General features: G+C 54.3%; 11 protein-coding genes. 4 read left to right on the top strand and 7 right to left on the bottom strand.

Annotated features, from left to right (window positions below; genetic code table 11):
* Window positions 1-83: 83 nt before the first annotated feature.
* The 3 genes from PLIM_RS00755 to PLIM_RS00745 form a co-directional block, all read right to left on the bottom strand.
* A complete protein-coding gene (locus tag PLIM_RS00755) occupies window positions 84-1,151 on the bottom strand; it encodes a ligase-associated DNA damage response exonuclease (protein ID WP_013108433.1) in 1,068 nt (355 codons plus the stop codon).
* A gap of 190 nt (window positions 1,152-1,341) precedes the next feature.
* Entirely contained in the window at window positions 1,342-2,358 is a 1,017-nt protein-coding gene (locus PLIM_RS00750) for a polyprenyl synthetase family protein (protein WP_013108432.1), read from the bottom strand.
* A gap of 406 nt (window positions 2,359-2,764) precedes the next feature.
* Entirely contained in the window at window positions 2,765-4,549 is a 1,785-nt protein-coding gene (locus PLIM_RS00745) for a carbon starvation CstA family protein (RefSeq protein ID WP_041400874.1), read from the bottom strand.
* A 273-nt stretch (window positions 4,550-4,822) separates the two neighbouring features.
* On the opposite strand from PLIM_RS00745, the gene arsD reads away from it, so the two are divergent.
* Window positions 4,823-5,167: an arsenite efflux transporter metallochaperone ArsD gene (gene arsD, locus PLIM_RS00740; protein WP_013108430.1), complete on the top strand. Its 345-nt coding sequence runs from the start codon at window positions 4,823-4,825 to the stop codon at window positions 5,165-5,167.
* A gap of 102 nt (window positions 5,168-5,269) precedes the next feature.
* Here the strand turns inward: arsD and PLIM_RS00735 are convergent, their stop codons facing one another.
* The 3 genes from PLIM_RS00735 to PLIM_RS00725 all read right to left on the bottom strand — a co-directional run bounded on the left by PLIM_RS00735 (window position 5,270) and on the right by PLIM_RS00725 (window position 8,187).
* Complete coding sequence (locus PLIM_RS00735; protein WP_013108429.1) at window positions 5,270-6,079, bottom strand: ATP-grasp domain-containing protein; 810 nt, start codon at window positions 6,077-6,079, stop codon at window positions 5,270-5,272.
* Window positions 6,080-6,185: 106 nt separating this feature from the next.
* Window positions 6,186-6,722 carry a hypothetical protein gene (locus PLIM_RS00730; RefSeq protein ID WP_013108428.1) on the bottom strand — a complete coding sequence of 179 codons (537 nt, stop codon included), beginning with the start codon at window positions 6,720-6,722 and terminating at the stop codon, window positions 6,186-6,188.
* Between the two features lie 67 nt (window positions 6,723-6,789).
* The gene (locus tag PLIM_RS00725) at window positions 6,790-8,187 is read right to left on the bottom strand and encodes a coproporphyrinogen-III oxidase family protein (RefSeq protein ID WP_013108427.1); all 1,398 of its coding nucleotides are present in this window, start codon (window positions 8,185-8,187) and stop codon (window positions 6,790-6,792) included.
* 550 nt (window positions 8,188-8,737) lie between these two features.
* Here PLIM_RS00725 and PLIM_RS00720 point away from each other — a divergent pair.
* The 3 genes from PLIM_RS00720 (at window position 8,738) to PLIM_RS22170 (ending at window position 14,226) form a co-directional block, all read left to right on the top strand.
* Window positions 8,738-10,573, top strand: a complete 1,836-nt coding sequence (locus PLIM_RS00720; protein ID WP_013108426.1) for an Nramp family divalent metal transporter — start codon at window positions 8,738-8,740, stop codon at window positions 10,571-10,573.
* A 203-nt stretch (window positions 10,574-10,776) separates the two neighbouring features.
* On the top strand, window positions 10,777-12,147 hold the full coding sequence (locus tag PLIM_RS22175; protein WP_013108425.1) for a formylglycine-generating enzyme family protein: 1,371 nt from the start codon (window positions 10,777-10,779) through the stop codon (window positions 12,145-12,147).
* A 633-nt stretch (window positions 12,148-12,780) separates the two neighbouring features.
* A complete protein-coding gene (locus PLIM_RS22170) occupies window positions 12,781-14,226 on the top strand; it encodes a DMP19 family protein (protein WP_013108423.1) in 1,446 nt (481 codons plus the stop codon).
* Between the two features lie 223 nt (window positions 14,227-14,449).
* Here the strand turns inward: PLIM_RS22170 and PLIM_RS00695 are convergent, their stop codons facing one another.
* On the bottom strand, window positions 14,450-15,985 hold the full coding sequence (locus tag PLIM_RS00695; protein WP_013108422.1) for a sigma-54-dependent transcriptional regulator: 1,536 nt from the start codon (window positions 15,983-15,985) through the stop codon (window positions 14,450-14,452).
* Window positions 15,986-16,202 lie beyond the last annotated feature (217 nt).

The raw sequence follows: 16,202 nt of genomic DNA, 5'->3' as shown, positions 1-16,202 counted from the left end.
AGTGAAAATCGGCCCGCAGATGCGTTTAAGCTTATCAGGCATCACGGTCTCAACTGCAGCTTTAATTGATGTGAAACAAAAACCTACTGGGGCTGGTCGTTCACGGGTCGCCACCATGATTCTCCTGGTCTGGCACCGCGTGCGACACGCAGAGAATCGAGATCGTGGGCTTCGATTCCTCGTGAATTCAGGGTTTCACAAAGCCAGCCTGTTTCTCCATGAGTGGCGAACACTCGGCGGGCACAGGTCTCTTCCACAGTCCGGAGAATTTCCAGATGATCCGGATGGTCAGAAATCACAAACCCGGCATCCACCTGTCGCCGCTGTTGTTCCTCGGGATCGAGCATCCAACCTGAAGCAAACGCGGTCGCCGATGATCCGGCTGTGGGAATCATTAGCGGTCGCTTCGAAGAAGGGGGCAAAATGATGAGTGCCCGCGACCAGAGTTCCGGCGTCATCTCGACAAACGGATCTCGCTCGCAGGGCAAAGCCACTCCGGCATCCCGATAAATCTGGCTGATATCACGCACGACTTTCGGGGCGAAAATCGGCCCGCAATCCGGGTTCAGTGCCGCCAGTATCCGTTGGGCCTTACCGAGTGCATATACATACAGAAAACTGGCAAAACCCCGCTGTTGATTCCCTTGCCACCATTGCTCCAGTCGATCCAACTGCGACTGAGTTGTCGGCCAGACAAATTGCGGACGGGCAAAGGTCGCCTCAGTAATCAACGTATCGCAGCGGATCACTTCAAAAGGTTCACACGTGGGATCAGGTTCCCGCCGGTAATCCCCGGTCACCACCCAGACCTCTGTGCCTCGTGTGCTACGCCATTCAATGCGAACCTGTGCCGAGCCCAGGATATGCCCGGCGGGATGCAGCGAAACGAGGACATCGTTCATGCGATAAGTTTCACCGTACTCCCAACTCGTGATCTTGGCGTGTGCCCCGACACGGTGCCTGACCAGTGCGGCTCCACGACTGCTGGAGATGTAGCTGGCATGACCGCGAGTGGCGTGATCGCCATGAGCATGGGTAATGATCGCTTTGGCAACCGGGGCCACAGGATCGATGTAGAATCCACCCTTTTCGCAATACAGACCCGCTGCCGTGGGTCGCAAAAGATATTCGTTGTGGGATCTGCCTGCCATGCCGCTCTCCACTGACAACGAACCGGAACGACTTCGATACTCACTCGATCAGTATCCAAGAAGCGTATCGCTGCCGGTCAGGCGGGAGAAGTCTGGCGACATTCAAAGAGGCTCGTCATGAAAAATGAGCTGGCAGAATAGTGCGAACGATACTGAGAGAATTGCTTGCAGTTCACCCGCTCACGCATCGTTAAAACGATCTTTCCACTGAGAAGCGTGCGATCTCGCAGAGCCAGTGGCGTGCCTGACTCTCAGGCAACACGTTCAAATGCTCACAAGCCTCTTCCACCAGCTTGTGTGCCGTTTGTGAGGTGTATTCGAGAGCATCGCTCTTGTGCAGATATTCCCGCAATTGCCCGGCTGTATCGTCTTCTGGATGGGCAAGCAGTTCACGAATAATCGTCGCATCGGCAGATGTGGCGGTTGCCAGCAAACGAATGATGGGCAGCGTCAACTTCTGTTTTTTGAGGTCTGATCCCAACGTTTTGCCGGTCTTCTTTTCGACTCCGAGAATGTCGAGCAGATCGTCGGCAATCTGAAATGCTAGACCCAGCTTCCGACCATAGGCTTCAACAGCATTCACGACTTCCGCGGGCTGGTCGGCGTAATGAGCCCCCAGATAGGCACTGACAGCCGTCAGTTCTGCCGTTTTCCCATTGATGATTTTGAAGTACGTCTCTTCATTCAAATCGAGATTACCACGCTCATGGATCTGGGTGAGTTCTCCTTCACAGACCTTATTCGTTGCTCGCCCGATGATCCTACAGGCGTGTGAAGTCGGAAGTTCACTCGCCAGATGGAACGCATGTGTGAAAAGATAATCGCCAAACAGCACACTCGTTTCGTTGTTCCACCGCGCATTAACTGTTGCGACATGTCGGCGTGTCGAAGCTTCGTCGAGGACGTCATCGTGAACTAACGTGGCGATGTGGATCATCTCAACGACAGCCGCCAGCAGGCGATGGGTTTCATTCACTTCGCCGCAAGCCCTGGCAGAGAGCAGAACCAGAATTGGTCGTAATCGCTTGCCACGAAAACGCGTTGCATGCTGAAGAATATCCTTCACGCAGGGTTGATCGCTTTCGAGTTCGTTCCAGAGAATGCGCTCGACGGCAGCAAGATCGTCAGCCAGCAAACTGTCCAAAGCTGCCAGCAGACTTCCTCCCTGGATGGGTTGATCCAGCACAGGAGGCTTGGACATGGTCATGATGGCAGTTCCTTATTCCAGCAAACAGTCGCACGGAAGTTGATCACTTCAAAAAGTTTCGTGAATTGGCATTGAACCTAAGTGTTATCGAACAAAACTCAATTCCAGGGTCATCACGATCTTCAACAAATCCCACGTAGGACTCTCGATACCGTTGATCTGCCAAACAAACTCTCAGGACAATCAACGTTCTCTAAGAGATCTTGCACACAATGAGTGCATACCCGGTTAGAATCGTAGGCAGACGAAGTCGCAGAGACCTCATCATAGGTTGTGAACCGCAGCCAGGCGTGAAAGTTAACGACGCTTGTGCGCGATCTTTCCTGCATGATCTGCCGATCAATACGGAGTGCAGCAGACACCGTAACTCAATGGTGGGCATGTGCTTGTAGAAAAGACTGGTGGCTCAGGCCGGTGTTGTCACAGGAATGGCCCGCTCTTTGTTGTTTGTTGTCAAAGCCATGATCGCTTCGATCAGCATCAGCAATGCCAGCACAATCAGCAGTGACGAAACCGTGATGATCACATAACTGACCGGCGCAACCTTCTCCGCTTTCTGGATCTGCTGCCATGTGCCACTCGTCATCACACCGAGAGCCCAGAGACTCATCGTGTACATCAGCACGGTGGGGAGGCCAGTGACAATCCACACCCAGGCGGCTCGGCGAGTTTGCCACAACCATACCGTCACCCCGAGTAATGTGAGAGCAGCGAGCAATTGATTACTGGCACCAAACAGGGGCCAGAAGACTTCCCACGAAGGAACCACTTTGCCTTGCAGGTTGGTGACTTGCTGAGTCACAAAAAAGGCGGGTGCTGCAGCGGAAATGATGGTGCCAAACCAGCGGCCACCCCAGCCTTGCCAGCCCGTCAGTTCCTGAATGATGTACCGGCCCAGTCGCGTACAGACATCAAGAGTGTCGTAAACAAAGGTGGTAAAGGCCATCAAAGCGAACGAAACCGCCAGGCTTGCCGGGATACCAAACGTCTGCAGAAAACTCCCCAGTCCCGTGGCATAGATCACGTTGGGCTCCAATTTACCACTCGTTAAGAGTGGGTCGGTTTGTGAAAGCCGCATCACGCACGCCAGCGACAAAATTGCCACCATCGCTTCCAGGAGCATCGCGCCATAACCCACGACACGGGCATCAGATTCGACACGCAGCTGCTTGGAAGTTGTGCCAGAGGCAATGAGTGCATGAAAACCTGAACAGGCTCCACAGGCAATGAGAATGAACAGCATCGGGAAGACAAAATTCCCTGCTTCCGGTGGTTGCCAACCCCGGAACATCGGGTATTGAATCGGCTGCTGATTCAACAGGCTGCCAACGATTAAGCCCGCAGCTCCACCAATCAAAGCGACATACAGGAAGTATCCGCCCAGATGACCCCGTGGCTGTAATAGCAGCCACATCGGGGCAATCGAAGCCAGGCAGCAATAGAACAGCAGCAGCAGATCCCACGTGATAATCGCTGCCCACTTGGCTTCGTCGGCTGTCGTGGCCCAGCCGAAGCGAAGCATCAGACTTTCCATATCGAGCGGAATCAACTGGCCCACATAGACCGAAAGTCCTACCAGCGGCAGAAAGATAATGGTGGCCCAGCCCAGCGACAATTTCGTGTATCGCATGGTCACACCCATGATGATGGGGATCAGCAGATAGATCAGCGATGACGAGGCAATCCCGCCGCCACTCACCACTTCGCCATTCCCCAGATCGAGCTGCCCGACGAAAGCTCTCGCGGTGATATCCGTAAAAGCGACCACAATGTAGACCAGTGCCAGCCAGACAAACGAAAGAAAGAGCAGAAACGCCCGACGGCTCATGTGCTCGCGGACAACTTCGGCAATCGAACGGGCTTTGTGCCGGATCGAAGCGACCAGAGCTGTAATATCATGCACACCCCCGACAAAGATGGCGCCGACAAGAATCCATAAAATGGCGGGCAACCAGCCAAACGCGATGCCAGCGACAATGGGGCCCACAATCGGCCCGGCAGCGGCAATCGCCGAAAAATGCTGTGAAAGCAGTGCATTGGGTTCAATCGGCTCGTAGTCGAGATGATCGCACTGCGTGACGGCTGGTGTGGGGCGGTTGTTATCCAGTTCCAGAAGACGTGCCAGCACCGGCCCATAGAGCCGCCAGGCGGCATACAGGAGGATTGCCGCACCGATGAGAATTCCTAACATTCCCACAGCCAGACCTCACCATCGAAAAATGGATCATGAGTTGAGGTGAATCACAAGTTGACGTGAATCACCAACAAGAGTGCATCATTGATTGTTGATAAGTCTATGTGTACCAGATTTGCTCATTGTGAGAAACTCTGGATCTTTCGGGAAAACCTTGATCGAGTTGGCATCCTGAAGTTCGATCCGGGATAATCCAATTAAGTCAGAGTTTGAAATCGAACAGTCCTCACGGATTGATCATCAGTCAGGGAAGTGAAGCGAGGAAATCCGATGAGCACACTGCAGATTTTCGACAAGGCACTTTGTTGTTCGACAGGGATCTGTGGTCCGCAGGTGGATCCTGTGCTCCCTCAGTTTGCGGCAGATCTTGACTGGCTGAAAAGTCGCGGCGTCGCGGTCGAACGCTTCAACCTGGCCCAGCAGCCCATGGCCTTCGCGGCTAACGAAGTGATTCGGGAACTGCTGGCGACCGAAGGCCCCGAGGTGCTGCCAGTGACGGTGATCGATGGGGAAATCAAATCCCGCTCGCGCTACCCCTCACGCAGAGAACTCGGCACCTGGGCCGGCATCTCCTCGCCACTCTTGACACCGCTCCCGATGCTCTCACCCGAGTGAGAGCATTGGTTGATTGATTGAGCACCGCTGGCGAGCCAGCAGCTGCACACGACGCCCTTGTGTGTTGTCGTGTACCTAAATACCTCCGATTAAGACCGGAGTTTACTTTGTCTCGTTCTCTGCGATGGATGAGACAACCTCAACAACCTTCGTTGCATTACATGCGTAAAGGTCAGCACCGCCAAAAGGATTTAATTCGAGGAGTCGCAGTTCACCATTACACTCGCAGATATCGAGTATGTAGACGATTTCTGGTTCCGGGATCGATGAGGCTACGATGGTTGCGAATTCGGCTGGTGCGGAGTTTAGTGCCGCGATCACCGGATTTCGCGTTTTCGGATCATAGGCCGAACCTGCAATCACCGAGCGATCCGCAATGACAAAACGCCATTCGTTTCCAATCGACTGCACTGGTGCCACGACGACCGGAATGGTTTCGTCATCGTAGTAGAAACCATAATCGAGCTTTGCCAACGTCAGGGAAGCGACATCAACGACCCGTCCACTAAAGGGTTTCAGTGGGCTATCCGGGCGTACAAACACGCGATCGGTAGCCCCGAGCTTGTCGGCAAGTTTTCGAGCGTTAGCGACCAACTCACTCGCAGGACAGATCGTCCAGTCTCTATGGACAAGCCATTGACGGGCTGACTCGTACCATGCAGAGCATCGAAATGCTTCGACTGAGCAGAACGCACCCGGCGTCCATTGCAACTCACTCGTAATTCTTGCGGCGTTACCAAGCGAGCCATGAAACACGACAGACGAATTTGGCACATTCGAAGGCACACCATCCGTCCACCAGGCATCTGACCACTCAATGAGACAATGCCCGCCATCGCGGACAGCTTTTCGGATTGGCTGATGGGTTTCAGGAAAGATGTTCGGCTCAAAAACCCATGTTACGATTGCCATGTTCTCTTCCGGCAGAACGCCAGCCTGCTCTCAAGCATCAACTTCAAAAACGTACCATTCCGGGACAGATCAACAACTCATTGTTCGATATACCAATCTCATACAATCATCCCAATGGCCTCGAAACCTCCAATAAGTCAACGGCGGGTTGGTGGTCGCAGAAGAGGGTGGCGAGGCGGCCATAGGTGGTGGTACCGGCGGGAACCTCCATCAGGGCCGCCAGTTCTTCACCCAGGCTCAATTCGAGGATCGCATTGAGATCGACATGCCGCAAAAGGTTGTGGTTGATGAGAATGCGGCCCAATGGTATCTCTTCGGCCATAATCTCATCACGCACCTGCTGCGAAACAGTGCGCAGGTCGAAGCGCACCAGCCCGAACTGCACCACCACGCCGCTGGTGCTGCAACGCAGAATGATCTTGCGATAGAGAATCGGCCCTTCGAGATGCCGGTCGAGCACCTCGACATCAACTCGATCTTTGTGAAAATTCTCCATGGCGACTGTCATGTGCTCGTGATGCACCAAGAGCCCGGCATAAGGCTCCGGAGTCACCGCTTGCGGCAGATGCACCGCTTTGATGAAAAGCGGCGCAGCCGATCGAAACGGATTCATGAGAGCATCGAGAGAGTGCAGTGCATTCATCGTGAAGGCCAATCACTCGGGAACAGATCGTACCAGGAGAACGGAATTCTGACTTTACGATGGTCACTCAGGTGTAACGAACAGCACGGTGTTCGGGTTCGAAGTATTCCGGGAGCAGACTATCAACCTGCAGGAGACCTTTTCTCGTCAGCCGCACGCGATCTTCTTCGACGACGAGGTAACCCCGGGCCGCCTGATTGGCTAGTGGTGTGCGGAACTCCTCCAGCGGATTGATGCCAAACTTATCGATGAATGGTGCGGCACTCACCTGACCTTCTTTCATCTGCAGCACCCATTCGCGAATCAGCCGCTGATGTGGCGTGGGTTCGAGGGCTCGGTTCACAGGCAACTCACCCCGCTCGACCGTTGCCAGATAATCCTCAATGCGATCGAGATTCTGATAATGGACACCCTGCAGATGGCCAAACGAAGAAACTCCAATCGCCAGCAGATCGCAGCCTCGCCAGACGTTATCGCGATAGACAAACTGGTCGGTCGTGGGGTTCTTGACAAGTTCGTTGCCACTGGAGATGTGGTAGCCATCTTCACCGAGGGCATCCATCGCTTCACTCACCCAGCGGCGTTTGGTGGCCCAATCGGCCACAGGTGAAGCGGTGCCCAGCTCTTTCATCTCTTTCGAGATGATCGTATTGAAGGGGAGTTCCATCTGATAAATGGTCACGTTCTGAGCAGCGAGCTTTCGAGCTTCGCGAATGTTCATGGCCCAGTTCTCATCGGTCTCGCCAATCATCCCGGCAATGAGATCAATGTTCACCTGAGGGAAGCCCGCTTTCTGAATCCACTCGTAAGCGCGGTAGACTTCCGGCGTCTTATGGGCTCGGCCATTTTCTTCGAGGATCTGGTCATTAAAGTTCTCGACGCCCAAGGAGACGCGCGTGATGCCGATGTCTTTCAGCGTGGCGACTTTCTCTTCGTGCAACGTGCCGGGCTCGCACTCGAAGGTCACTTCTTCGGCGTCATCCCAACTGATATGGGCACTTAACTTCTCGCGAAGAAAGCGGAGTTGTTTAGAACTCAGATAGGAGGGAGTTCCCCCACCAAAGTAGACAAACTTGAGCTTGCGGCCCTGGATGGCGGGCAACTGGCTGACCAGTTCCACTTCGCGAGCCAGGGCTTCAACGTACTGTTCAATCGCCTTGGCATTCTGATTGGTATAGACCCGGAAGTAACAGAATTTGCAGCGTTTACGGCAGAAGGGAATGTGCAGATACAGCCCGAGTGGAGCCTTCGATGCAGGAGGTGCAGCCATCACCTCTTTCAAGCGGGGCAGGTTGCTCGATTGCCAGAGCGAAAACGGCGGATAGTTTGAGATGAAGTAACTGCCCACCTCAGTGGTCTGAGCCTTGGGTGGGTCGAGCTGGATGTCGTCACAACCGCCGGTGGCAGGACTTTCGGGATTCAGAACCGGGAGTGTTTCGGCTGGAAGGACAGTGTTGGTCGTCATGCAAAACTCACCGAAGTCGAAGTGGCGGCGGGCGGGAGAGTGAACGAGGAATAACTGACTGTGCAGATCTTGTCGCGATGCAGTTCTTCTTGATGCCATGCAAAAGTCTGTAATGAAAAGTCTAACCGCTTTTGCAGTGATCCCTTACAGAAAAGTTGCCTGACGAGGCCGACTTTCGGGAACTCGAAGGTGTTGTCGTGTTCATCGCGCGATGTTTTCGAGCATAAAAGGTCGACCAGTCAGAATTCACACAACCACCCTGTCTGCTGCAAATGGCACGGGATTGCAGGCGTTTCGACGGTTCGAATGGATTCAAAAATCATGGGAGTTCACGACGAGATCGGAAAATGATCCCTAAAGGTACGGGTCATTGATTGCAGAGAGTGACGCATTCGTCTAGGTTCATTCGTTGATGGATTCCTGGCCCGGCTCAGCCTCTAAAGGTACCGGGGCATTGGGCTCTCGAAATCCATGCACAAAGGATGTAAACGCCTGGCGTGATGTTTCATATCTGCTTTGATTATAAGAAGTTAGGCCGGAGAACTGGTGAATGACAGCGACACCCCCAGAGGAGACGATCCGGGCTGCCACGACTTCCAGTGAGCCTGTGACCGAACTGGCACCCCACCCGGGTGTGGCCTCCATGCCTCGCTGGGATCTGGGAGATTTGCCCGCTCCGCCGGTGTTTAAGTTGCGGAATGTCGCCGGATTTATCGGGCCGGGAATTGTCCTGGGGGCTTCGGCCATCGGTGGCGGCGAGTGGCTGACTGGCCCGCTCAATACGGCTCGCTTTGGCGGTGCTCTGTTGTGGCTGTCGACGATCAGTATTCTTTGCCAGACACTCTATAACATCGAAATCAGCCGCTACACTCTCTATACCGGCGAGCCGATTTTTACCGGGAAGTTTCGGCTCTTCCCCGGGCCATTGTTCTGGCTGTCGTTCTACCTGCTACTCGATTTTGGCTCGTTTTTGCCCTACCTGGCTTCGAATGCCGCCATTCCTCTGTTGGGGCTGTATCTGGGGTATGTGCCCGATTCCAAAGAGTATGAATGGTATCTGAAGCTTCTGGGTTGCCTGATTCTCGTGGGTGTCATGCTCCCCATGAGTGTGGGCGGAAAAGTCTATCATTCGCTGAAAGCGGTCATGGTTTTCAAGCTGATCTTTGTGGTCAGCTTTCTGCTGATCCTCGCTGTCTGGTTTTCGACATTCGAAACGTGGCGTGAGATTGGTACAGGCTTTTTCCAGTTTGGCAACATTCCTGTGGTGGCCGAGAATGATCTCAATGGAAATGGCATTCAGGATGCTGATGAGCAGCCACTGGGTCCGAATGTCAAAAACGTGTTTATCGAATTCTTTGGCGGTCGCGGATTTCCAGTGATTGATCTGAGTGTGATCGGCATTCTCGCGACGATGGCTGCGATCTCGGGGAATGGCGGGCTCACTAACACTCCCATGAGTAACTACACCCGCGATCAGGGTTGGGGCATGGGCCGCCACGTGGGAGCAATCCCCAGTTTTGTCGGTGGCCACGAAATTGCCCTCTCGCACGTCGGGATGGTTTTCCGGCAAACGAAAGAAAATCTGGCTCACTGGAAGGGCTGGCTCAAGCACGTGAGGCGTGAACAACTCATGATCTGGATGCCCGCCTGCTTTATTGGCCTGGCACTCCCGAGCATGCTCTCGGTGCAGTTTTTGCCGCGTGGAACTGTGCTAGTTGATAAATGGGCTTCAGCCGGTATGACCGCCAATGGTGTGGCTGAAGCAGTAAGTGGTGTCCCAGCCGCCAGGCTGTTTCCTCAGGCGGCTGTGATTTCCAAAGGTGGCACACAAACCCCGGAGGCTGCCCCTTCGAGTGAAACTCAGGCAGCCGAAGATGCCAAGCTGCCACCCATTACCGGCAGCCAGCGCGCCTGGGGAAAAACGTTCTGGGCGCTGACTCTCTTCTGCGGATTTCTGGTGCTGGCCACCAGTTGTGCATCGACAGCGGAGGGGACTTTACGCCGGTGGGTCGATGTCACCTGGACAGCCAGTTCACACATGCGGAAGATCGATCCCAAGCATATCGGCACGCTCTACTTTATTGTGCTCTGGGTCTATACCGGAGTCGGGATTTTTATGCTGCTGACAATCAAGGGAGACAGCCTGCTCACCTTTGCCGGGATGCTTTATAATTACGCGCTGGGAGTGAGTTGCTTTCACACCTTGTTCGTGAATGCCTTCCTGCTGCCCAAGGCAATACGGCCCGGCATTGCTGTCCTCACAGGGCTCTTTTTGGGTGGAACGTTCTTTATGTTTATTGCCATTCTGGCCACCTATGCCGAGTGGGGGAACATCATGAAACTCTTCTCTCCCGTGAAAGCAACTGTCGCCTTCTGGTTTTCGTGAAATGACGCGTTGCGGAGAAATCAGTCGCTGCTGTTCCTTGCTGACGATGAACTTTTCCTCACATCGAATGGAACGCCAAGCTGCCAGTTGCCTTTCAGCGATTTCTCCATCAGACTTAAAAGAATACGGCAGGCTCCATCCTGTCGTATTCCACAAGAGTGATGGCGTGATTGCAGGGTAGGTTTTGCCTGCGGAGTGTCGTTATGGCATGGCTTATCGAACAGGCTGGTTCAACAAATCCCACTGATTCCGCCGCACGAGTTGCGAACGGCTGGCAAGGAATCAGGCTGTGCGCCCTCCTGTGGCTGGCCCCCTGGTTGCTGTCAGGTTGTGGTGGTGGCACAAAACCACCAGCACCAGCAGCTCCGGTGGCTCCACCACCTGTCGCCATCAAAACGGTGAAGCCCGCTGCTCCTGAACCCGCTGAGAATCCGCCGGGCGAAGCCGCACCCGTCGAAGGCGAAGCCACAGCCGGCCCGGCCATGGCTCCACCGGGAGAACATCCCGCAAATGTGTTTGACTTCGTCGCACCTGGCTCTGTCAACAGCGTGACATCATCAACACCACTTCCGCATGAAATCGATCAGTTTGTGATTGCACAGGTGGCAGATCAGGCAGGTGCAACCAGCTTTGTCGTGACCGAAATTCCCGCCACCACCGAGACGGGAAGCTCGATCGATGCTTCGGGAAACCCTGCGAACCTCCAGGGAAATCGTTTACCAATTGGGTTCATGTCCGTTCCGGGGACAGGGTTATCGCCGGATGGCTGGCCTAAGCGAATCATCTGCCAGTACGACGGCAGCCTGATGGCCTACATCCCACCCGGGCCTGCCAGGCTCGGCTCCAATGACGGCCCCGCCAATGCCCGGCCTGAAGCCACGGTTCTACTGGATGGCTATTACATCAATGTGTTTGAAACAACGGTCGCTGAGTACAAACGCTATCGCGATGAGATGAAGGCCAAGAACAAGAACAGCTTCGCTGCGATCAATGAGACGGCTGATCCACGCCAGCCCGTACTGGGGATTCCGTGGGGTGTGGCCAGTGCCTACGCCAAGTGGTCTGGTCGGGAACTTCCCACAGAGGCGGAATTTGAAAAAGCCGCCCGTGGCCCGGACGGATTTCGAGCTCCCTGGGGCAATACCCGGGCGATCTGGCCCGAGCCGCGAACGACCAAAACATTGGCCAACGTCGGCAAGTTCAGCAGCGATCAGAGCATTTACGGCATCTACGACCTGGCGGGAAATGCTCATGAATGGGTCGCCGACTGGCACGACGACAACAGCCACGCCGAAGCGGCCAAGTCGCGAGACGGCGTGAAGAACTGGACAGGTGCCAAGAAGCCAAAAATTACCAGCCAGCACACCGTGAAAGGCTGTTTAAGCGATTGGGATGTCACAGCCCGGGAAGGTCGATTGATGACCGACAAATTCCCCGATGTCGGTTTCCGCACAGTCCTGCGCGTTGGAGGGGGAAATCCCGGACAACCTGCAGCCACTCCTCCCAACACACCCAACACGAAGCCCGCAAACCCCAACCGCCCCCCCAATCCACCACGCAACAACGCATTTTAGGGCGATCTCGAAGCGACCTGCCGATGATCAACTTCACCACGCGTTGCCGGATACCGGCTCACGATAATCATCTACGTGCCATGCTCACGGCTCGGAGTGAGCATGCGGGATTTGCGTGTGGTATTGATCGTTGAAAGACCAAAACACATGCTTGCTCAGAGCCGCAAGCATGGCACAAATGCGTATAACTGGCGTGCCGATTTCGCGGGTGGAATCAGGCTGGAGGAATCCAAAAGGGCGTTTATTGAAATGTTTCTTGTGACTTTGTCACCCAGCCCGGTAGGGTGGGTTAAGGCTCTGCGCAACCCACCTATGATTCTCCCTTTCGACGAAGACGCTGAACAGTACTATAGAATGCATCAATAACTATAAAAGATACCCTCGCCTCGTGGTTGACTCTTGATGTGCTCATTAAGTGGGTCTTCGCCAGCTTGCACGGAGTGAAAAGAAACGATCAGGGGCGATTTCGAGTTGGTGGGTTGCGCAAAGCCTTAACCCACCCTACTCGTTGAATCAGCACGTAGCCGCCATCCGACGAATCAGGTTCATCGCCAAATCCATCAGCGATGTGTCTGATTTGTGTTGTCGGCATGGCCATTCACAAACCACATTTCATCGTGATCGCCCAAAGTCATGGATTATATAACACTGGGGATAATTGCCAGCGTGGCAATATTTCTTTATCTTGCCTTCCGTGAGTATTTCTCGGCGGGCCGAGGCGGCTTCCACGACTGGGTCACGAACCCGGACTATAGAAAGGCAGCAAGCGACTATTTCGCTGCGCGGGCCGCGCTGGTCATCCCTGACGATATCTCCGAATCTGAAATCCGAGGAATGGTCGAAAGGCTGTTCGTCGAGAAGGATCAGGATTTCAACAAGGAACGCCTGAAGCTTGTGGGAATCAAAGCTTTGCCCTTTCTCATCGAGGCTCTCGAAGATCCTCAAACCGCAGTGAAGATGTTCTCCAAAGATGGCCACGCATTCGCTGAAAAGTCGCCTTTCGAACGAATATGCAATATACTTGAACCTTTAGCCCCACCTTCCGCAGTGGGAGCGTTATCACGATACATCGTGCATGACAACGAGCACTTCCGTGTTTATGCGGCCCTAGCCATGGCAAACATCGGCACTGCGGAATGCATTCCGCATACCCTGAAATCCCTGACCGATCAGAACCCTCAGGTTTGCACATTCGGAATGTATGGCATCCACAGGGGAATCACCGCCCAGCGAAGCGAGAAAGCGTTTCTCGACGCCGTTTTCCCTACACTGATTGAGTTGTTGACCCGTGATGATCTCAGCACCACCCGGACGGCTCCCGAACTATTGCTTGCCATCGACCGGGAGCGGGCCACCGAAATCCTGATTTCCTCGGCGAACCTTGCCGTCGATAACAATAGGTCGGAATATAATTTGTTGGCATTGAACAATGCGAAAGTCAAGATTCCGCACGAACGTCTTCTGCCCTTCCTCAACACTGTGAAGCCGCTCATTGGTAAGTATCCACATAGCTACGAGTACTCAGCGGCATTAGTCTCATACGCAATCAATCCGGATTCGAAAGCCCAAGAGGTGATTCAGTCGGAATTGAATTCCACCGAGGAGGTGGTGAGAAGGGGTGCTGGGGAGGCCATCGCAATTCTCCATGGTGTGCTCGACGCCTATGGTTACGCCCTCAACCGTATGGACGACCTCGGCTTTGATGATCTGTCTTCTCCGCTAAAACTCTACCTTGCCGTACGAATCTACGACTCGGAGGTCAACAATGGCGGGCACACTCAGTTCTTCTCCAATTCTTCCGGCGGTCATTGGATGGAAGCACTGAAAGGACTGAAGGAGATGGGCGCTCATGAACGTGCGAAAGTTCTCGAAGAAGCAATAAAGCTCTTTGGAGCATCCGGTCCTTCGCGGAACGACGAGAATCGTCACAAAGAGCTCGCGAAGTTGGTTTCTCGCCACAGAAAGCTCTTTGAATCTCTGGACGATCGGTACTATTCATGCACCGAAGACGTAAATGTGCTTCTGGCGAAGTTTGCGGTTCAGAACAAACAGCACTTCATGAAGAACGGAACGACCTGAGGATTCACCGTTACATATTGTATGACTTTTTGCAATGGGTTCGACACCAGCCCGGCAGGGTGGGCTAAAGCCCTCGGCAACCCACCTTCGACTTTCCCTTTCAATTAAAGTGATGATAGTAGAAACAGTGGGTTGACACCCACTGCTCGCCTTGGAAAAGAAAAGGCCCCGGCGTTCACGGGGCACGCCGGGGCTTTGTTGTTTATTACGTGGTCGATGCGGGCTAGTTACCGATGCCGTAGCGTTTCATTTTGTTGTAGAGCGTCACCCGGCTGATACCTAAATCCTTGGCGGTTCGCGTCCGGCTAAAACTGTTCTTGAAGAGGGCTTGTTCGATAATCTCTTTCTCTGTCAGCGCAATCTGCCCTTCCAGGCTCTGCTTGGGTGTCGCTGTTGTGACGAACTGATGGCCCAGATCGACCGAAGGATCATTCGTCGGCCCGGCATAACCTCCCACAATATGGGAAGGAAGATGCTCAGCCCGCAGTACGCCATCGCGGCAATAGATCACCGCCCGCTGAATAACATGCTCCAGCTCGCGAACGTTCCCAGGCCAGGGATATCCCAACAGAGCTTCGAACAGACCTGGGTCGATCTCGCGAATCGTCACTCCATGCTTCTGCACAAACTGCCTGACAAAACGCCGGGCCAGAGGAACAATATCGACCTTGCGATGACGCAGTGGCGGGATGTTGAACTTGAGCATGTTAAGGCGGTAATAGAGATCGGGGCGGAAGCGGCCCTGTTCGACCAGCGGCTGCAATTCGAGGTTACTCGCGACGATCAGCCGGGCCTGCGAGCGAAGTGTCTGGTTCGAACCGACAGGTTCAAACTCACCGGTTTCAATGACTCTCAGCAGCTTTACCTGCTGTTCGAGGCCGAGGACATCGATTTCGTCGAGCAGTAGTGACCCGCGTTTGGCAGCAATGAACTTCCCCTCTTTATCGGCATGGGCACTGGTGAACGAGCCTTTCATGTGGCCGAAGAGTTCACTTTCGATGAGGTCATCAGGGAGAGCACCGCAGGCGACAGGCAGGAATGGATCGGTACGCCGGGGTGAGGCTTCGTGAATGAGTCTCGAAAGATAGGTCTTTCCCGCACCGGTCTCGCCAATGAGCATGATGGTGACATCGTGCCGGGCTGCAATTTCGAGGTCAGCCAGCATTTGCTGGAGCTGTGGTGAACTCGTTTCAAACCGGCGGCTGATACTCCCTGCTGCCGTATCGAGCATGGCACTCTCGTGGGCAGGAACTGCACTTCGCGTTGATGAGGTGCTCGTGATGGCGGCCCGTGGTGTACTCACAGGCGTATTTCGTGCAGCCGGATACTGAGGATCTGCGTTGGTGCTCGTCTGGCCTCTGGATAATGTCGAGGGTTCAGCCGGGGCGACTCGATCGGCCAGTTCCCGGAATGTCTGGGCCAGAATTTGTGAATCGACACGGCCCTTGAAGTGTGTCAGATCGGTTTCGTTGACTCGGGCCTGCAATGGTTCCGGGCAGCGATCGGGAGTCACGAGAGCAATTCGCAGAGCAGGGAATCGTTCCTGAAGAAGTGACAGCAACCGGGCTTCGGCCATCCCGCTATGAGATGTCCGACGGAAGTCAGCCACAAAACCTTGAGGTGTGACGGTCCGGAGCAGATCCTGCACTTCTTCGGTCGTATCGCAGGCACGAACATCGACCCGGCCCTGCAGTGCGGAGGGGAGTTCGACGGCCAGTTGCTGATCGCACGAAAGGACAACGATGACAGGTTTGTTCATGGCGAGAGACCCAGGGTTGAGTGTGCCGTCAATTGCTTGATGAAAAATCGATGGAAACGCAGCGGTTTGATTGCACCACTTGACGGTGCGTCAAGGAGAGAGAACAAACTCCGCGCCACAATCCTGAACAGAGTGTTTCCCTGAGATTTTGTATGCTCACAACATGCTTGATTCCAACAACTTGTGACAATCTGCGAGGACGCTTAAAAACAGAATC

Origin of the sequence: Planctopirus limnophila DSM 3776 (assembly GCF_000092105.1) — a bacterium.
GTDB classification, from domain to species: Bacteria; Planctomycetota; Planctomycetia; order Planctomycetales; family Planctomycetaceae; genus Planctopirus; species Planctopirus limnophila.
The sequence above is the reverse complement of the archived record's forward strand: the minus strand, read 5'-3'. Positions and strand labels throughout refer to the sequence as shown.